Source organism: Brevibacterium spongiae (assembly GCF_026168515.1).
GTDB classification, from domain to species: Bacteria; Actinomycetota; Actinomycetes; order Actinomycetales; family Brevibacteriaceae; genus Brevibacterium; species Brevibacterium spongiae.
Genome location: NZ_CP093443.1, coordinates 3,970,815 through 3,988,966, shown reverse-complemented (window position 1 = coordinate 3,988,966; position 18,152 = coordinate 3,970,815). Strand labels below are relative to the sequence as shown.

Here is an 18,152-nt window from a genome sequence, read left to right as displayed (position 1 = left end):
TGCATCGTGGTGTTCTCTCGCTGTGGACTCTCCGGTCACTTCTTGGGCATCATCACGGCGTCGACCATGTAGACCGTGGCGTTGGCGGTCTTGACTCCGCCGCAGACCAGTCCGGCATCGTCGAACTTCATGTCCTCGCCCTCACCGGAGATCTTCACCTTCGAACCTTCGACGGTCTCGTGTTCACCGGCGATCTCATCGGGGGAGAGCTGTCCGGGGATGACGTGGTAGGTCAGGACCTTCGTCAGCTGGTCCGAGTCCTTGGCCAGGGCGTCGAGGTCGTCCTTGGGCACATCGGCGAAGGCGTCGTCGACCGGGGCGATGACCGTGAACTCGTCGCTGTTGAGGGTGTCGACGAGGTCGACATCGGGGTTGAGCTTGCCCGAGACAGCCTTGGTCAGGGTCGTGAGCATCGGGTTGTTCGAGGCGGCAGTGGCCACCGGGTCCTGGCCCATTCCCTCGACAGAGCCGGCTCCGTCCGGGTTCTCCTCGGCGTAGGTCGAGCAGCCCTTGCCGACGAGGTCGGAATCGGCCATGGAGGAGTCGCCGGACTCGTCGGGCATCTCGGACTCGCCCGAGTCAGCGGGCTGGGATTCGGAGCTGCCCGATTCCGAACCGGACTCCTCCCCGCCGGAACCGGAATCCATTCCGCAGCCGCTCAGTGCCAGGAGGCCGATGGCGCCGGCCGAGAGGATGGTGGCGGTGCGTGTGCGAAGCAGTGTCTTCATTGTTCTTCTCCTAATCAACAGTGATGCGTATTCGCGCACAGCTGTGAAGTGATCTCCATTGCTCGCTGTGTACTGGGTATTCGGTGCGGTGCTCGGTTCGGATGGGTGGATGGGGAAGAAATCTTGAGAATCTCTTCGCCGAGGCGGCTGCGGGCTCATTCGACGCGGAATTGGATGTGGTGGTGCCCGGTGGCCGAGTTCGGGATCGAATCCCGACGTTTCGCTGTCTGCACTGTGCCGTCCTTGTCCGTGGCACGCACGGTGAGGGTATGTGACCCCGCGGCCACCTCGGCGAATTCGGTCCGCCACTGTCGCCAGGTGTCGATCGTGACCTCCTCGGCCAGATCCGCCTGCGTCCATTCGCCGTCGTCGAGCTTGACCTCGACGCGGTCGATCCCTGCACGCTGCGCCCAGGCGGTGCCGCCGACTCGGATGTCCCCAGCAGGGACCTTGGCCAGCGGCTTGGGGACCTCGATGCGCGAAGCGACGAGGATGGGGGCCTTGGCATCCCACCCGCGGTCGGTCCAGTAGGCGGTCTTCTCATCGAAGCGGGTGACCTCGAGTTCGGTCACCCATTTCGTCGCGGAAACGAAGCCGTAGAGCCCGGGAACGACGAGGCGGGCGGGGAAGCCGTGGATCGGGGTGAGCGGTTCGCCGTTCATTCCCACCGCCAGGAGGGCGGCGCGGTCATCGGTCAGTGCACCGATCGGGGTCGAGGCGGTGAATCCATCGAAGGAGTGGGAGAGGACCATATCGGCTTGCGAGTTCGGGCGTGCTCGGGCGAGGAGATCACGCACGGGATATCCGAGCCAGGTCGCGTTTCCGACGAGGTCCCCGCCGACGGGATTGGACACGCAGGTGAGCGTGATGTGGTGTTCTTCCTGCGGCAGGTCGAGGACGTCGTCCATCGTCAGGGTCACCTCCTCTTCGACCATGCCGTGGATGCGCAGGGACCACTGTTCCGGGTCGATGACCGGTGGTGAGAGCACCGTGTCGATGCGGTAGAAGTCCTTCGCTTCGGTGACGAAGGGGACCGTGCCGTCGAGGTCGGTGCTCGCGGCGGCGGGAATCGCGGCCGCCTTCTTCGCAGGGGTGGGCAGAACCAGTTTGGCCACCGCTGCTCCGGCTTCCTGTGTAAGAGAGACGAGGGTCTGGCCGGCGGCGATGGTGACGGCCCCGATGGCGCCGATGGCACCGGCGAGGCCGAAGAAACGGCGGCGGCTCAAAGATTCCGAGGTTCGCGAACCGCGCGCGACATCGGGACTGTCGGTCGCCTCGGCGTGGGTTGCCGGTACCCCGAAGCGCAGCAGAAGTAGGAAGACCGCGACACCCGCCGCAATGCCGATGAGCGTAGGAATGACGTCGATGGCACCCGCTTCGGGGCGGATGATGATGACGATGACTGGGACGAGCCCGGCGACGACCAGCAGTGTCGTGGCCAGACGCCGGCGGGAAACCGCCAGTGCTCCGATGAGACCGGCGAGGATGATCGCACCGAGGCCGGTGGAGAGGACGAGGACGAGTTTGTCGTTGTCGCCGAACAGGGCGATGACGGGTTTGATCGCCGCCGGGGGAGCCAGTGGGATGATCGCCTGACCGAGGGTGAGCAGGGGTGCGGCGCTCGGGGTGAAGGCACGCGCGATGAGGTCTGCGAGACCGAACATCATGACTGTGGCGACGATGCCTGCCACGACGCCGCGGAAACGGTGGGTTGCACGGGTTGTCCGATTCATAGTGATCATTCGGAGCCGCCGGGACGGCGGATGGGTCTGCGGGTTTTGTTACTGACCATTCACTGAAACGCCGGTGACCTTGTTGCGTGCCTGTCGTAGCATGGTGCAATGACTGAGAAACCCGGATACGCCCAGCCGCAGGCTCCGACCGGAGATGCGGATGAGCCGAAGAGCCCGAGTGCGCCGATCTACACCGCAAAGGTCGAGAACCTCGGCGGCACCTCGGGCGAGGTGCGCGTCGAAGACGGCCAGACCCTGTCCACCGCCCCGACCTCACGGGTCGTAGAGGGCAACAACCCGGAACAGTTCCTCGCCATGGCCTGGTCGACCTGCCTCGGCGAGACGCTCAAGGTCGTCCTCGCGGTCAATGAGATCGAGGCGCTCTCACGCGTGCGCGTCGAAGTCGAGCTGCACAACGAACCCTCCGGCAACGGCTTCTACTTCGCTCCGAAGGCGTTCATCTCCATCGAAGGGGTCTCGGACACCGACGCCGAGAAGTACGCTGCCCGCGCCCACGCTCGCTGCCCCATCTCCAAACTGCTCATGGGCAAGGGCAATCCGGTCGTCGAGATCGAACCCTACAAGAACCCGGACAACTTCCAGCTCAGCTGAATCGGCTGAGCAGAGAACGAGAGGCCCCGACTGTCACGGTCGGGGCCTCTTCAGTTCGCACTCGCGCTTTACCTGTCGGACTCCGCGGCAACGTCGGCGGCGATCTGCGCCAACTGCACGGCCGCCTCGGCGGGGTGGATCAGCCATCCCACGTGGGACGACGCGAGCGTGCGCACCCGGTAGGGATTGTCCGGGGTGAGCGCATCACCTTCGCGGATGAGGCGATCCTGCATCGCGGTCGGCACGCTCCGATCCTCGCCGAGGCGGACGAACGTACGCGGAATCGTCCCCCACGTGCCCGCCTGCGCCCGGTGTTCGGGCCCTCCCGCGTCGAGGTTCTCATCCGGCTGCAGTGAGTTCAGGAAGATGCGGAATTCGTCATCGCTGACGTCGGCGCAGAAGAGTGCTTTCAGGCCGTCGAGGACCTCAAGGTCGGCCTGGCGGAAATTGCAGCGCAGCAGTCCCAGCTGCCCGGGATCACCGGCCAGGGCCCGGGCGAGAGCCGCATTGTCGACGGTCTTCATTTCGGGTTCGGCATTGTATTCGGCGGCCGGGAGGTCCACCGGTGCCCATGCGGAGACATAGACCATGTGGTCGATGAGCTCCGGATGCGCATTCGCCAAGGCGGTCAATGTGGCCCCGCCGCGGCTGTGGGCGACGATGACCACCGGTCCGTGCTCCTTGGCACGGGCGGCCGCCTCGGTGAGAGCCCGGACATTGTCGTCGACGGTCACACCCCTGATCGATCCCGGCTCCGAGGTGAACTGGGCAAGGTCCTGAGGCGCCTGATACCCGAGCGGGAAGGTGGCGGCGAAACCGTGACCCGGCAGGTCAACCGCAGCCGAGCGAACTGCGTGGAAGGCGAGTTCGGCCTGCAGCGGGGCGAAAGAGAAGGAAGTGGCGAAAGCGCCGTGGACGAGGATGAGCGTCGGCTGCGTCATCTCCTCAGCCTAGCGGCCGCCTCGGCGATGGGGAACGGAACACCAGACAAATGGCTCACGGGATGTCGAAGAGGATTACAGTGGCTGGTAGGACGCTCGGCACCGGGGCGGGCACGGAGCGACGAGAGGAGCCGAGGTGGAGATGAACTTGCAGGAGTTCCTGTTCCTCGCCCTCGACCTCACCGGCACCTTCGTCTTCGCGGTCTCCGGAGTGCTGCTGGCCGCGCGACGCAATTTCGACATCACCGGCGGGTTGGTGCTGGGCACGATGACGGGCATCGGCGGAGGCATGATCCGCGATGTGCTCCTCGACCGGGTGCCCAACGCCATCGGCCAACCGATCTACCTCGCCCCGCCGGTGATTGCGACCCTGCTCATCTACATCATCGGCTCCCACATCTCCCGGGCACGGATCTGGATCGTCGCCTTCGACGCGATGGGCCTCGGCCTCTTCAGCGTCACCGGCACGACGATCGCGCTCGCCGCCGGGACGAACTATCCGGCGGCGCTGCTCATGGGTGCGCTGACCGCGTGCGGCGGCGGACTCATGCGCGATGCCGTGGCCAGTGAGGACCCGGCGATCTTCCGCGGCACCGACCTCTACCTCATCCCCGCCCTGTTCGGTTCGGTGCTGACGATCATCGCCGAGGTGACCGGACTGTTGGGTGCCATCGCCTCACTCATCATCGCGGCCGCCGCCTTCGGCTTCCGCATGCTCGCCTGGAAGCTGCAGTGGCGGGTGCCGCAGCCGATGCGGCAATGGTCGTACCGGGACACCGGACGTCGGGTTAAGAAGAAGCTGCCGTCGGTGTTCCGGAAACCGGACTGAGGGTGGTGGCTCGATTCGGCGAGGTCCGCGGTGTCGAGGCTGACACATCGACGCGGGCGTCGACCCTCGTGCCGTGTGCGACGATGACGTTATGAGTGAGACACCGGTTGGACCACCCCCGCCTGGACCGCTTCCGCTGCACGAGATGAAGCCGGTTCCGACGTGGCCTCGTGACTTCCTGCGCGTCTTGGGCATCGCGCTCTTCGGTGCGCTCTTCTTCACCTTCCTCATCTGGTTCGCGTCGACGGGGCTGATGCTGCAGCAGAACTTCGAGGTCGTTGAGGCGGACGGCGTCTGGGCGGGAATCTGTGCCGGCGTTATGACCATTCTCTTTCCCTTCCTGTTCATGGAACACAAGCGTCCGGACGACGGTTTCCGCCGTGAGGGTCTCATTCCGTTGACATTCCTCGGCGTGGTCGCCTCTGCAGTGATCGTCACTCTGGTGGCGCTGGTCTGGCCGTTCTTCCTCGGCGAGCGGGCTGTTCCCGGGACGGTTGCGGCGGATCTCAACAGCGATCCGGCGAGCTTCTTCCTCGTCCTGCTCTTCTTCATCGGCGGCATGGCGTGGAGTATGTGTGTAATGATGCCGATGATGATCGGCGGCTACAAGGTGGCTCTGTGGCTGCTGCTGCCGTATCTCGGATTCGTCTTCCTCATCTGCTTCGCTGGCGTGAGGGTCTTCGAGAATCCGCCGAGCCTGCTTGCCACGATGATCTGGGTGGCTGTTGCGCTGTCCGGGCTGGCGGTGCTGACGGTGCTTGCGATGCTGCGCAATGTCATCGACAAACCGAATCCGCAGATGACCGCGGCCGAACGCGAAGCGGCCTACCAGAAGTACCTTGCGGACAGGCGTCGGCGCGGATTGACGAACGAGAACCCGCTGCCGGGCATCGATGGGCCTCAGCCGCCGCAGCATCCGCCGCAGGACCCGAGGCGGTGAGCGTTCACCTGTGACTCATCGGCATGGACGCGGCCCTTCCCACCTGGAAAGATGAACGCATGAGTGAGCCGACGAGCAACTGGACGACTGACCCCACCCCACTTCTCCGTGCCGGGGAGGGATTCCGCCTCGGCGAGGTCGATCCCGAATCCACTCCCGGCTACGACGGGGACAAGAAGAGCGGGAAGAAGGATCTCGAGACGCTGTCCGCTGAACTGGGCGACCTGCAGGAGCGCCTCTTCGCTGCTCACCATGACGAGGACTCCGGCCCCGCTGTCCTCCTCGTCCTGCAAGGCATGGACACCGCGGGCAAGGGCGGAATCGTCCGACACGTCGTCGGAGCAGTCGATCCGCAGGGTGTCGAGCTCGCCGCCTTCAAGAAACCGACTGAGGAGGAACTGGCCCATGACTTCCTTTGGCGCATCCGTCCGCGCGTGCCCGGTCCCGGAATGATCGGAGTCTTCGACCGCTCCCACTACGAGGATGTGCTCATCGGCCGCGTCCGTGAACTCGCCGACGCCGCCGAGATCGAGCGCCGCTATACCGCCATCAACGACTTCGAAGCCGAACTGGTTGCGGCGGGGGTGCGGATCGTCAAGGTCATGCTCCACATCTCTCCGGACGAGCAGAAGGAGCGTCTGGCCGAACGTCTCGACCGGCCGGACAAGTACTGGAAGTACAACCCGGGTGACGTCGACGAACGACTCCTGTGGCCGGATTACATGGATGCCTACCAGGTCGTCTTCGACCGCACCTCCACCGAGGCGGCGCCGTGGTTCGTCGTGCCAGCGAACCGGAAATGGTACGCCCGCTTGGCTGTGCAGCGGCTGCTGCTCGACGTCCTCAAGGACATCGACCCGCAGTGGCCGGCCGCCGATTTCGATGTCGAGGTCGAGAAGAAGCGGCTCGCCGAAAGCTGAGGGTCACGTCCGTACGGAACGGCGGTCCGCCTCGGCGAAGGATCTGCCGCGACGAATCGCGACGTCAGTCGCGACGGATGCTGAAGTCGACCTTCGTGGGGTGTTCGACGGTGCGGGAGACCGTGCAGTACTTGTCGTGGGAGAGCCCGACAAGGCGTTCGACGCGGGCATCGGCCTTCCGGCCCTCCTCGTCGTCGGGGAACGCCAGGTCGAAATCGAGGTGGACGTTGTCCACACGGGAGGCTCCGTCCTCGTCGATCTTGTCTGCGGTCGCGGAGACGTCGAACTTCGTGGGTTCGGTGTGACGGCTGGTCACAGTGTCGACGTCGATCGACGAGCAGCCGGCCACGGCGGCCAGGAGCAGTTCGACGGGGGTCATGAGGCCTTCGCCGCGGCCGAATTCGATGCTTGCTCCGCTCGGGGCGGTGGCGCGGTAGTGGTTCTCGGCGATGCGGGTCAGTTCGATGCTGCGGATGTCTTCACTCATACCCTAATGATGGCAGACTCCGGGGTTGGGAGCGGGGGTGGTCAGGGTTTGGGGTTGGGAACGCGAACGATCAAGGTTTGGTGAAGTCGACCTCGCTCGATTCCTGAACGCGAGCCTGCCGGCCGGGACCGGATTCGAACTGCCAGTACAGGTTCGTGTGGGAGACGACCTGCTCCGGTGGGGGAGCGCCCCATTCGGTGAGATCCTCGGTGGTGTGGGCGTCGGTGACGAGGGTGACGTCGTAGCCGCGGGCGAAGCCGCCGTGGATCGTCGAGCGCACACAGGCATCCGATTGGGCACCGGTGACGACGAGGTGGCCGACGTCCTTTCCGGCGAGCACCTCCTCGAAGTCCGTGTCCTCGAAGGTGTTGCCGTGGGTCTTCTCGATGATGGATTCGCCGTCGGCGGGCGCGAGCGAGTCGACGATCTGCCATTGCGGGGAGTCGATCGGCAGCTGACCGGAGCTGTGCCGGACCCAGACCACTTCGGTGCCGGTCTTCCGGGCACGGTCGACGAGATCGGAGATCGTGGAGATGACCGAATCTGAATTCCAACTGGCTTGCATCACCCCGTTCTGAATGTCGATGACGACGAGGGCGGAGTTCGGGCGGGCGGACGTCGGCGGCTGAGCTGTGGACATATGATCCTCCTTGATCAAGGTTCATTGTCCTCGCCTCGATCCCAGCCGACAAGAGGTCGGCGCCGGTCGGTTCCGCGGGTGTGAGAATGGGGGAGTGAGCGATACCTCCCAGAACCCCGGCGACGAGGCGGGCGCCGGCAAAGTAGGCGCCGGCCAGGCGGGTGCCGGCAAAGTGGGCGGTGGCCATGTCGTTGCTGGCCAGGCGGCCGGTCCGCGCCGTTTCAGCGTGCTGCGCAGTTGGAAGACTGCGCCCTACTTAGTCGGGTCGGGTACGGCGATGATGGGCGACAACATCGAACACGTCATCACCTACTGGGTGCTGTGGCAGAAGTTCGAATCCCCGGCGCTCGTCGGGTTCCAGCTCATCAGCCACTGGCTGCCGTTCCTGCTTCTGTCCGTCTATGCCGGATCACTGGCCGAACGCTTCGACTGCCGCCGCCTCATCCAGATCGGACAGATCATGTTCATGGTCGTGTCCCTGTGCTGGGGGATCCTCTTCCTCACCGATTCCCTGCAGCTGTGGCAGGCCTGCGTGCTGCTCGTCATCCACGGGCTCGCCGGATGCCTGTGGGGTCCGGCCGAACAGATGATGCTCCATGACTTCGTCGACCGCAAGGAGCTGCCGAGCGCGGTCCGCCTCAATGCCACGTTCCGCAGCCTCGGCATCCTCTTCGGACCGGTCGTCGGATCCGCCCTGCTGCTCGGGGTCGGCGCCACGTGGGGCATCTTCATCAACATCATCTTCTACCTGCCGCTGACGATCTTCCTCATCCGCACGCCCTTCACCGGACACCTGCGCAGCGGAGGAGTGCGCACTGCGCGGACGACCCTCATCCAGTCGCTGCGGGTGCTCATCGATGTCCGCCACAATCGGGCGATCGTCGGCATGCTGCTGTTGGCCGCGCTCGCCTCGACGACGATCGGGGCGGTGCTGCAAACGGCGATGCCGGTGTTCGGCGACATCCTCAATCCGGTCGGCGGAGACAGCGACTTCACCTATGGCGTGCTGCTCTTCGCCATGGGCGCCGGCGGGGTGCTCGGCGGCTTCGGGCTCGAAGCGACCGGGTGGATCAAGGCCGTTCCGGCTGCGGCTGCTATGGCTGCTGCGGCGATGGGTGTCAGCTCACTGCTCTTCGCTCTGACCTCCCACCTGTGGGTGGCCGTCATCATGCTCGTCATCGCCGGAGTCTCGAAGATCACCGCCGAGTCGACCGAGATGGCGATCATCCAGCTCGAGGCTCCGCCCGAGATCCGCGGTCGCGTCATCGGCTCTTATGCGACGTTCGGCCCCGGCATGCAGACCTTCTCCGGAGTCACCGTGGGAGTGCTCGGTACGATCGCCACGATCCCCGGAGCCGTCATCATCGGCGGCACGGTCCTGGCGATCGGCGCGGTGGCCATCGGAACCTACGCCGTCTCAGGAAGACGCAACCCCCATGCCCCAATTGCTACTGTGAGTATTGATAGTGGCTGGTCTGGGATCGGCTGGCAGAGTAGGAGCTGACCGTCCTATCGATCATCATGACTCTAATTGCTACTGACTCGAACGATGTCCTCGTCGGGATCTGTCTGATGATCGGTGGGCGGTCGGCACCGGCTCGGCCCACATCGGTAACTTGATCAGAAGGTTGTCCGTTCCTGACCGAACGTGACTCATCACAGTAGTGTTCCGACGTGACTATCTCCCGGGCCGGAGCCGACCGTTCGACGGTCGGACCTCATCCGCTCTGACACGGGAGAATCACGAACCGTCATGACTATCATCTCGCATTTATACGCGTTTGTCGTTGGCGTCGACACCCACGCGAAGAACCACGTCTACAGTGTCCTCACCCGCTCTGGTGAGCACGTCGACACTGCTTCATTCCCGACCACGAAAGCTGGCTTGAAACGGGCCCTGACCTGGGCTGGTCGCCGGACCGGCGGGGACCTCGACACCCTGTGGGTCATCGAGGGCATCGGCACGTACGGGGCGATCCTTGCCGACCATGTAGCCGACAATGGGTACCTGGTCGCCGAGGCCGCCAGCATGAATGCTCGCGACCGGCATGCCACGGGCAAGGACGACCGGATCGATGCCCGCAGGATCGCTGGTGCGGTCCTGTCCCTAGACGAGTCACGACTGCGGTTTCCCCGGCAGGCTGATGGGCCGCGTCAGGGACTGCGGATCCTGGTCAAGGCTCGGGAGTCCATGACCCGGGAGAAGACCCGGACCATCAATGCGCTCACCGCGCTGTTGCGTACTCATGACCTCGGTATGGATGCGCGTCGGAAACTGTCGGTCGTCAAGATCCAGACGGTTGCGAAGTGGCGGGCCAGGAACGAGTCTGTGGCACTGGCCGAGGCCCGTCGGGAAGCCATTCGGTTAGCCAAGCGCGTCGTCGAACTCGATGCGGAAATCAGGGACTACGCCATGCGGATCGAGGCTTTGGTCAAGGACAGTCCGGCTGCCGTGTTGCTGGAACAGCCGGGGATGGGGCCGATTACCGCGGCTGTGTTTTACCTGGCGTGGTCGCATCATGGGCGGGTGCGTTCGGAGGCTGCGTTCGCGAAGCTGGCGGGGGTCTGTCCGATCCCGGCGTCGTCGGGGAATGTGGTGAGGTTCCGGCTGAACCGCAGTGGTGATCGTCGGTTGAATTCTGCGTTGTACATGGTGGCCATCACGCGGCTTTCTCACCAGAAGAGGTCTCAGGCGTACATGGCTAAACGGCTCAGTGAGGGGAAGACGAAGAAGGAGACGATCCGGTGTATGAAGCGTAGCTTGGCTCGTTCGGTGTATCGGATTCTCGAGGCCACGAACCCGATCGGTCAAGCCGCTTGACAGACATAGAAGGATCCTGACGGCGGCGCAGCAACCTGGCGCCAGGTTGCTCCGCCCCCGTCACCTGCTCCAGCGCGGGAATTCGGCGTGCCATCGATCGGCTTCGCCCATATCAAAGGCACCCGGCACGAGGCCCGACCGGGAGCGATCGTCGATGCTCAGGGGCCGGTCGGCGACCGCCCGTTCTGCTTCGTCGATGTCGAGCGAGCGCAGGTGCTCAAGACCGTGCAGAATCCGCGGCTCATCCGAATGACCACCTCACTCGTCGACGACACACTGACGGTCACCCTGCCCGACGGGCGCTCTGCCTCTGGGGTGCCAGCCGGCTCGGGCGAGCGCCTGACCTGCTCCTACTGGAAGCGACCGGTCGACCTGGAACTCACCGACGGTCCGCATTCGGCGCTCGCCTCCGAGTGGCTGGGAAAGTCGGTCCGGCTGGCCCGCGCACACCGTGGGGACGTGATCTACGGAGCTGGCCTGTCGATCGTCACGACTGCTTCGATGAGGGAACTCGCCGATCAGTCCGGTCACCACGAGCTGCAAGATGAGGCCGCCCGCTTCCGTGCCACCCTCGTCCTCGACACGGACGAACCCTTCATTGAAGAGACCTGGCGAGGCAGGGATGTGATGCTGAACGTGCCGGACGTCGGCGCTCTGCGTGTGCGGATCGGGGAACCGATTGCGCGGTGCGCCATCCTCGATCTCGACCCGATCACCGGCGAGCGGGGCAGCAACCTGCTCAAGACGCTCGTCGCCAGCCGCCCGCGGAATGAGGCGGGTGAACCGTACTTCGGGGTCAACGCCGAAGTCATCGAAACCTCTGCGGCTCCGGACACCTGAGTGGCCACGTTCCAACGCAGGTGACGGCGGCCCAGATACCTGGCGCCAGGTTGCTGCACCGCCGTCAGGTAGTAATCAGGTGACGGCGCCGCGGACTTTGTGAGCGTCTGTGTCCCAGAGGTGGTTGTCGAGGATGTCGCGCAGGGCCTCGACGGTGTCCCACACCTCGGTGAACCCGATATAGAGCGGGGTCAGCCCGAACCGCAGCACCTCCGGTTCGCGGTAGTCGCCGATGATTCCGCGCTCGATGAGTGCGCTCATCACCGCAAACCCCTCCGGGTGCCGGATCGAGACCTGGGATCCGCGATGAGCGTGCTCACGTGGGGTGACGACCTCGACCGGGTGATCGGCCAAACGCTCATCGACGAGGTCGATGAACAGGTCGGACAAGGCCAGGGACTTCGCCCGCACCAGGTTCATGTCCACCCGAGAATGGATGTCGAGGCCGAGCCCTGCCACGGACATCGACAGGATTCCCTGCGTTCCGGTGAGGTAGCGGCGGATGCCATCGGCTGGCTGGTAGTCCGGGTCCATCTCGAAGGGTCGGGCATGCGACCACCACCCCGACAGAGGTTGGCTGAATCGGTTCCGCAGCCCTTCGGCTACCCAGATAAACGCCGGTGAGCCGGGCCCGCCGTTGAGGAACTTGTACGTGCAGCCGATCGCCATGTCGGCACCCGAACCGGTGAGATCGATGGGCAGAGCACCCGCCGAATGGCACAGGTCCCAGATGACCATGGCCCCGCCGGCATGGATCGCCGAGGTGGTCGTGCCCATATCGAAGAGACGACCCGTCCGGTAGTTCACGTGGGTGAGCACGACGAGGGCCACCTCGTCGGACATCGTCGTCGGGAACCCTGCGGTGACTTCCTCATCGTCGACGAGGCGGACTTTGTATCCGTCGCCGAGCTGTTCGGCCAATCCTTCGAGCATGTAGATATCGGAGGGGAAGTTCTCCCGCTGAGTGAGGATGACCCGCCGGTCCGGGGAGTCCTCGGCCTGCATCTTCAGCGCCGCCGAGGCGGCCTTGAACAGGTTGATCGAGGTGGTGTCCGTGACGACGGTGGACCCGGCCCCGCCGCCGACGATCCCGGCGATCTTCTCACCCAATTTAGCGGGCAGGTCCCACCAGCTGGCGGAGTTCCATGACCCGATGAGGCCGGTGCCCCATTCGTCGGCGATGACGTCCTGGGCGCGCTCGGCCGCGCCTTTCGTGCGGGGACCGAGCGAGTTCCCGTCGAGGTAGATCGTGCCTTCCGGGAGCAGGAAATCGTCGCGGAAATCACGCAGGGGATCGTTCGCATCGCGTTGTTCGCAGTTCGCGCGGGTGATCGCCGAGGTGGTGGAGACCGGGTCAGGAGTCGTCATCGTCGCCTTCCAAGTAATCGAGAGGGCCGGTGGGCCCGTGCGCTTCTCAGGCTACCCCGTCACTTCCCTCCCAGAACTACCTGACGGCGGCCCAGCAACCTCGCGCCAGGTTGCTGGGCCGCCGTCAGGTAGCAGGGTGTTGACTTGGGGTGGGTGTGCGGAGAGAATCAGACTCCCATCGTTCAGCCGTCCGGCTGTCATGGTTCGTCTGGGCTCGCATCCGCTGATGCGTCGCCGTCACTGCAAGGGAGCAGTTATGACCCAGATCTTCGTCAACCTTCCGACCACCGACCTCGAGCGTGCCAAGACCTTCTACCAGTCCATCGGCGCCGAGGTGGTGCCCGAGTTCACCGATGACAATGCGTCGTGCATCAGATGGACCGACGACATCTTCTTCATGATCCTCACCCGGGACTACCTCGCCACTTTCACGGACAAACCGATTGCCGACCCGCACACCACAGCTCAGGCGCTCACTGCCCTCAGCCGCGAATCCCGCGACGAGGTCGACGCGATGCGCGCCTCGATCCTCGACGCCGGTGGTGGGGAGAACAAGGAACCGCAGGATCTCGGGTTCATGTACGGCATCAGCATGACCGACCCCGACGGCAACATCCTCGAGTTCATGTGGATGGACCCGACGGCAGCCGAACAGGGCCTCGAGGCCTTCGCCGAAGGCTGAGTCAGCCAGCGTGCGCGGCGAGCACTTCGAGCACGGAATCGCCATAGCGGTCGAGCTTCTTCAAGCCCACACCGCTGACCTGGCCGAGTTCGCTGATCGTCGTCGGTTTGACCTCGACGATGCCGTAGAGCGTGGCATCGGGGAACACGACGTAGGCGGGCACGCCCTGCTCCTTCGCCTGCTCTCCGCGCCAGGAGCGCAGGGCCTCGAACAGGGAGGCATCGGCGGGGTCGAGCTCGACCTCGGGGCCGCCTCGACGACGGGATCCGGCCTTCTTCGCCCCTGCCTTCTTCACCGGGTCGACGCGCAGTGAGATCTCCTCTTCTCCGCGCAGGACGGGGCCGGCGGCCTCACCGATCACGAGCACCCCGTAATCACCGTGGGATTCGAGGAGTCCGCGGGCGAGCACCTGGCGGATGACGGTCTTCCACTGACTCTCGGACAGGTCTTCGCCGACGCCCCAGACGCTCAGGCTCTCATGGTCCGAGGCTCGGGACCGGTCGTTGTGGTTGCCACGCAGCACGTCGATGACCTGGCCCGATCCGAAACGCTGCCCGCGTTCTCGGTCGAGTCGGATGACGGCCGAGAGCAGCTTCTGCACGGCGACGGTGGCGTCCCAGGTCACCGGGGGTGTCATGCAGGTGTCGCAGTTGCCGCACGGTGCGGATTCCTCGTCGAAGTAGCGCAGCAGCTGGACGCGTCGGCAGTCGACGGTCTCGCAGAGGGCGAGCATCGAATCGAGGTGGCTCATCTGACGGCGTTTGAACACCTGGTCGCCCTCGCCGGATTCGATGAGGCGGCGTTGGGAGACGACATCGCCGAGTCCGTAGACCATCCACGCATCCGCGGGCAGTCCGTCACGGCCGGCACGACCGGTCTCCTGGTAGTAACCTTCGACCGACCGTGGCAGGTCGAGGTGGGCGACGAAGCGGACATCGGGTTTGTCGATGCCCATGCCGAAGGCGATCGTGGCGACCATGACGATGCCGTCTTCGCGGAGGAATCTCGCCTGGTTCTCCGCGCGCACCTCACCGGGCAGCCCTGCGTGATAGGGCAGAGCGGTGATGCCGCGAGCTGCCAGCGCTTCGGCCAGCTGGTCGACACCGCGGCGGGACAGACAGTAGACGATGCCCGAGTCGCCGGAGTGTTCGGTGGTGATGAAGTTCAGCAGCTGTGACCTCGCCGAGGCCTTCGGTTCGATCCGATAGGTGATATTCGGTCGGTCGAAGCTCGCGACGAAGTGCTCGGCATCCTGGAGGTGGAGGCGCTCGGTGAGTTCGGCATGGGTGGCCGGGGTGGCCGTGGCGGTCAGGGCGATGCGGGGAACATCGGGGAATCGTTCGGCCAGAACGCCGAGCCCCAGATAATCGCTCCGGAAGTCATGGCCCCACTGCGACACGCAGTGGGCCTCGTCGATCGCGAACAGGGAGATCTGCGCCTGCTCGAGCAGGCGCATCGTCCGCGGCAGGACGAGACGTTCGGGTGCGAGGTAGAGCAGATCGATCTCACCGGCGAGCAGCTGCTGTTCGACCTGCTGGGCGGTGTCGAAATCGAGAGACGAGTTGAGGAAGGCCGCCCGCACACCGAGGTTCTCCAACGCCGCGACCTGATCGGCCATGAGCGCGATGAGTGGAGAGATGACCACACCGGTACCGGGCCTGACCAGGGCAGGGATCTGATAACACAGGGACTTTCCGCCGCCCGTGGGCATGAGCACGACCGCATCCCCACCGCCGACGACCTGATCGACGATGGCCGCCTGCTGACCCCGGAACTCCTCATAGCCGAAGACATCGTGGAGGACGTCGAGAGCGGAGGTCGTGGCTGTGGAGGTCATGGCACCCACCCTAGTTCACGTCACTGACCCGAACCTCCGGGCCGCCACGAGTCCCAACACACACACGACGGCCACCGCGACGGCGAAGACGACGGTCGCATTCGCCAGTCCCACCTCGGCGGCGAGGAATCCGGCACCGATCGCCGGCACCGATATGAACACGTACGCGAGGATGAAGTACGAGGTGGTCGCCTCGGTGCGGTGTTCTGGCGCGGTCACCGCGGTGATCGCACGCATCCCGGTCATGAACACGAGCCCCTGCCCGGCACCGGCCAACGCTGCGGAGGCGATGAGCACCGGCAGCGACCCTGCCATGAGCGCGCATACGAGAGCACCCATGCTCACGATCATGGTCACGGTCCCGCCGATGATGAGCCGACGGTCGCTCAACCCGCGCAGCAGCACCTGCGCGGTCGCCGAGGCGCCGAAGAGAAGGAACACGACGGCGCCCGTGACCGCGGTCGACGTCACGTGCAGGGTCTGACCGATGAAGCTCGGCGCGATCGCCGAATACAGCCCGCACACCGCGAAGCCGGTGGTCGCCCCAGGTGAGGCGGCTAGGAACATGCGCTTCGCCGAGGCGGGAATCCCCGGCAGCTGCAACCGCACAGCCGTCGCCCCGCCGCGCGTCCGGTCCCGCACGAAGATGAGCGCCAAGCCTGCGATGACGAGCATGAGCGCGTTGACGAGGAACGGCGTGAGCAGGGGAGCGGGGGCGAAGCGGGCGAGCAGTCCGGAGGACAGGATCCCGAGTCCCAGCCCGCCCATATTCGCCGCCGTGGCCAAGGATCCCGCGAGTCGTTCGCGCCCGGCCGGCGCGTTCTCGAGCACGGTGACGGTGGCGGTCGACGTGAAGATCCCCGCGGCCAGACCGGACAGGACTCGGCCGGTCAGCAGCAGGCCGATGTGGGATCCGATGAGGAAGAGCACCGCCGAGGCGATCGAGAAGATCACCCCGAGGCTGAGCACCGGCCGTCGCCCCAGTCCCTCGGAGAGCCGACCGAAGATGATGAGCGCGCCGATGACCCCGACCGTGTAGATCGCGAAGAGCTGAGTGGTGAATGCGGTGCCGAACCCGAACCGCTCCTCATAGAGCGGGTAGAGGGGCGTCGGCAGGGTGGTGCCCATCATGACGACGGTGAATACGTACACCGAGGCGGCCCACCGCACCCATCGCCCCGATCGTCCGAGGAGCGGTCCGGTGCCATTCGATGCTGACAGGTACCTGCAGGCGGTGAACCGACTGCGATTGTACGCTGGAACTTACGAGTCCATGTCTGTTGGCGGCATGGCGGATTGTGCGCACCCGCGAGAAGGAGCAGATTCCGATGACGACGACCCCGAACAGCCCCGCCGAAGCCGACTCGACCGCACCGGCGGACCCGACCCGGCGCCGGGTGATGAAGACGGCGGGCGTGGCCGGAACGGTGGCGGTCATCGGCGGCTCGGTGGCGGCCACCTCGGCGTGTTCGTCCGACGAGGATGCGGAGCCGACGAAGGACTCGAGCCTGCCGGCCTCCGACGTTCCCGTCGGTTCCGGCACCGTCATCGAGGACACCTACGTGATCACTCAGCCGAAGGAAGGCGAGTTCTTCGCGTTCTCATCGGTGTGCACCCACCAGGGCTGCCAGGTCACTCGGGTCACCGAGGAGGCCATCGTCTGCCCGTGCCATTCCTCGAACTTCTCGGTGACAACCGGAGAGGTGATGTCCGGGCCGGCCGAGGAGCCGCTGCCGAAGTACGAGGTCTCCGAAAGCGGCGGCACGCTCACCGTCAAGGGCAAGTAACACTTCACACCGGTCTTGATCCGGCCCCGCCGCCGGTCCTTCACTCGCCCCACTTTCGACCCTGAGCCGACGCTGACCGGACAGACTCAGGCTGGCGACCTAGACTGGTGCCGTGATGAGTACCGAAGATCCGCGCACCGAATCCACACCCCCGCGAACCGAGGCCGCCCCGCAGGCCATTGCCGCAGCGAGCCGACTCGGCTGGCCCATGGTCGTGCGCGGAATCCTCGGCGTCGTCTTCGGCATCGTCACCGTCTTCTGGCCCCGCGATTCGAGCAATCCGCTGCAGCTGAGCATGCCGACCGAGGTCGTCGACCACCTCGCCATCGGCTACCTCATCCTCTTCGCCCTGGCCCTGGTCTTCCAGGCCGTACGCTCGCCGTTGAACGTGCGCACCGCGATCTTCGGTCAGGCCGTCATCGCGATCCCGGCCATCGTCTTCCTGTTCCTCGCCGACCACCCCGCCGAACTGCGTGCGGCCCTGAGCATCTGGGCCCTGCTGCACGGTGCCCTCGAATTCTGGGCCTACCGACAGCTGCGATCCCAGCCCATGGCCTCGGACTTCCTCATCGCCTCCGGAGTCCACGTCCTGCTCGGCATCATCCTCGTCTTCGGCGACGGCATGGAGGCCCTGTCGATCCTCGGCTTCACGGGAGCGGCGACCCTCATCGCCGGCGTGATCTTCATCATCGGCGGCTACTCCCGCCTGAGCAAGGGCCGCCAGCTGGCAAAGCTCGGTGCCTTGCCCGAACAGATCGATACCCCCACCGAGGCGACCGACCGCGCCGACGCTGCCCCCTCGCGTGCCGCTGACGCCGCCGACGATACGAACCCGTCCGATGCTGCGGACACGTCCGACCCAGCCGATGCCGCCGACGAATCCGATCGCACGACCGAGGCCACCGGCGATGATGCCGAGAATCCCAACGATCCCGAGAACGACACCCCAGCGACGAAAGAGCCCTGACCGGCACCTGAGCCAACCGA

Annotated in this window: 18 protein-coding genes; 10 read left to right on the top strand and 8 right to left on the bottom strand. The window is 65.3% G+C overall.

What is annotated here, in order from left to right; genetic code table 11:
• Positions 1-35: 35 nt before the first annotated feature.
• Both L1F31_RS17880 and L1F31_RS17875 read right to left on the bottom strand, forming a co-directional pair.
• Positions 36-728 carry a fasciclin domain-containing protein gene (locus L1F31_RS17880; protein ID WP_265418567.1) on the bottom strand — a complete coding sequence of 231 codons (693 nt, stop codon included), beginning with the start codon at positions 726-728 and terminating at the stop codon, positions 36-38.
• 155 nt (positions 729-883) lie between these two features.
• Positions 884-2,461, bottom strand: coding sequence for a molybdopterin-dependent oxidoreductase (locus tag L1F31_RS17875; RefSeq protein WP_265418566.1), 1,578 nt, complete (start codon positions 2,459-2,461; stop codon positions 884-886).
• A 108-nt stretch (positions 2,462-2,569) separates the two neighbouring features.
• Between L1F31_RS17875 and L1F31_RS17870 the strand changes: the two genes are divergently transcribed.
• Positions 2,570-3,073, top strand: coding sequence for an OsmC family protein (locus tag L1F31_RS17870; RefSeq protein ID WP_265418565.1), 504 nt, complete (start codon positions 2,570-2,572; stop codon positions 3,071-3,073).
• Positions 3,074-3,141: 68 nt separating this feature from the next.
• On the opposite strand, the gene L1F31_RS17865 is transcribed toward L1F31_RS17870, so the two are convergent.
• The gene (locus L1F31_RS17865; protein ID WP_265418564.1) at positions 3,142-4,014 is read right to left on the bottom strand and encodes an alpha/beta fold hydrolase; all 873 of its coding nucleotides are present in this window, start codon (positions 4,012-4,014) and stop codon (positions 3,142-3,144) included.
• Positions 4,015-4,156: 142 nt separating this feature from the next.
• On the opposite strand from L1F31_RS17865, the gene L1F31_RS17860 reads away from it, so the two are divergent.
• The 3 genes from L1F31_RS17860 (at position 4,157) to L1F31_RS17850 (ending at position 6,703) form a co-directional block, all read left to right on the top strand.
• The gene (locus L1F31_RS17860; RefSeq protein ID WP_265420466.1) at positions 4,157-4,843 is read left to right on the top strand and encodes a trimeric intracellular cation channel family protein; all 687 of its coding nucleotides are present in this window, start codon (positions 4,157-4,159) and stop codon (positions 4,841-4,843) included.
• Positions 4,844-4,988: 145 nt separating this feature from the next.
• The gene (locus tag L1F31_RS17855; protein WP_265418563.1) at positions 4,989-5,783 is read left to right on the top strand and encodes a hypothetical protein; all 795 of its coding nucleotides are present in this window, start codon (positions 4,989-4,991) and stop codon (positions 5,781-5,783) included.
• A 59-nt stretch (positions 5,784-5,842) separates the two neighbouring features.
• Complete coding sequence (locus tag L1F31_RS17850) at positions 5,843-6,703, top strand: polyphosphate kinase 2 family protein (protein WP_265418562.1); 861 nt, start codon at positions 5,843-5,845, stop codon at positions 6,701-6,703.
• Positions 6,704-6,767: 64 nt separating this feature from the next.
• Here the strand turns inward: L1F31_RS17850 and L1F31_RS17845 are convergent, their stop codons facing one another.
• Positions 6,768-7,190, bottom strand: a complete 423-nt coding sequence (locus L1F31_RS17845; RefSeq protein WP_039211873.1) for an OsmC family protein — start codon at positions 7,188-7,190, stop codon at positions 6,768-6,770.
• Positions 7,191-7,260: 70 nt separating this feature from the next.
• Positions 7,261-7,830 carry a cysteine hydrolase family protein gene (locus L1F31_RS17840; protein WP_265418561.1) on the bottom strand — a complete coding sequence of 190 codons (570 nt, stop codon included), beginning with the start codon at positions 7,828-7,830 and terminating at the stop codon, positions 7,261-7,263.
• Positions 7,831-7,924: 94 nt separating this feature from the next.
• Here L1F31_RS17840 and L1F31_RS17835 point away from each other — a divergent pair, with 94 nt between their 5' ends.
• The 3 genes from L1F31_RS17835 to L1F31_RS17825 all read left to right on the top strand — a co-directional run bounded on the left by L1F31_RS17835 (position 7,925) and on the right by L1F31_RS17825 (position 11,491).
• On the top strand, positions 7,925-9,334 hold the full coding sequence (locus L1F31_RS17835; protein WP_265418560.1) for an MFS transporter: 1,410 nt from the start codon (positions 7,925-7,927) through the stop codon (positions 9,332-9,334).
• Between the two features lie 249 nt (positions 9,335-9,583).
• The gene (locus L1F31_RS17830; RefSeq protein WP_265418559.1) at positions 9,584-10,651 is read left to right on the top strand and encodes an IS110 family RNA-guided transposase; all 1,068 of its coding nucleotides are present in this window, start codon (positions 9,584-9,586) and stop codon (positions 10,649-10,651) included.
• 87 nt (positions 10,652-10,738) lie between these two features.
• Positions 10,739-11,491, top strand: coding sequence for an MOSC domain-containing protein (locus L1F31_RS17825; RefSeq protein WP_265418558.1), 753 nt, complete (start codon positions 10,739-10,741; stop codon positions 11,489-11,491).
• A 75-nt stretch (positions 11,492-11,566) separates the two neighbouring features.
• Here the strand turns inward: L1F31_RS17825 and kynU are convergent, their stop codons facing one another.
• Positions 11,567-12,859 (bottom strand): kynureninase, encoded by a 1,293-nt coding sequence (gene kynU / locus L1F31_RS17820; protein WP_265418557.1) that lies wholly within the window; start codon positions 12,857-12,859, stop codon positions 11,567-11,569.
• Positions 12,860-13,115: 256 nt separating this feature from the next.
• On the opposite strand from kynU, the gene L1F31_RS17815 reads away from it, so the two are divergent.
• Positions 13,116-13,541, top strand: coding sequence for a VOC family protein (locus tag L1F31_RS17815; RefSeq protein ID WP_265418556.1), 426 nt, complete (start codon positions 13,116-13,118; stop codon positions 13,539-13,541).
• A gap of 1 nt (position 13,542) precedes the next feature.
• Here L1F31_RS17815 and recQ read toward each other — a convergent pair whose 3' ends face one another.
• Both recQ and L1F31_RS17805 read right to left on the bottom strand, forming a co-directional pair.
• A complete protein-coding gene (gene recQ, locus L1F31_RS17810) occupies positions 13,543-15,378 on the bottom strand; it encodes a DNA helicase RecQ (protein WP_265418555.1) in 1,836 nt (611 codons plus the stop codon).
• A 15-nt stretch (positions 15,379-15,393) separates the two neighbouring features.
• Positions 15,394-16,530 carry an MFS transporter gene (locus tag L1F31_RS17805; protein ID WP_265418554.1) on the bottom strand — a complete coding sequence of 379 codons (1,137 nt, stop codon included), beginning with the start codon at positions 16,528-16,530 and terminating at the stop codon, positions 15,394-15,396.
• A 176-nt stretch (positions 16,531-16,706) separates the two neighbouring features.
• Between L1F31_RS17805 and L1F31_RS17800 the strand changes: the two genes are divergently transcribed.
• Both L1F31_RS17800 and L1F31_RS17795 read left to right on the top strand, forming a co-directional pair.
• Complete coding sequence (locus L1F31_RS17800) at positions 16,707-17,165, top strand: Rieske (2Fe-2S) protein (RefSeq protein WP_265418553.1); 459 nt, start codon at positions 16,707-16,709, stop codon at positions 17,163-17,165.
• A gap of 115 nt (positions 17,166-17,280) precedes the next feature.
• Positions 17,281-18,132 carry an HdeD family acid-resistance protein gene (locus L1F31_RS17795; protein WP_265418552.1) on the top strand — a complete coding sequence of 284 codons (852 nt, stop codon included), beginning with the start codon at positions 17,281-17,283 and terminating at the stop codon, positions 18,130-18,132.
• Positions 18,133-18,152 lie beyond the last annotated feature (20 nt).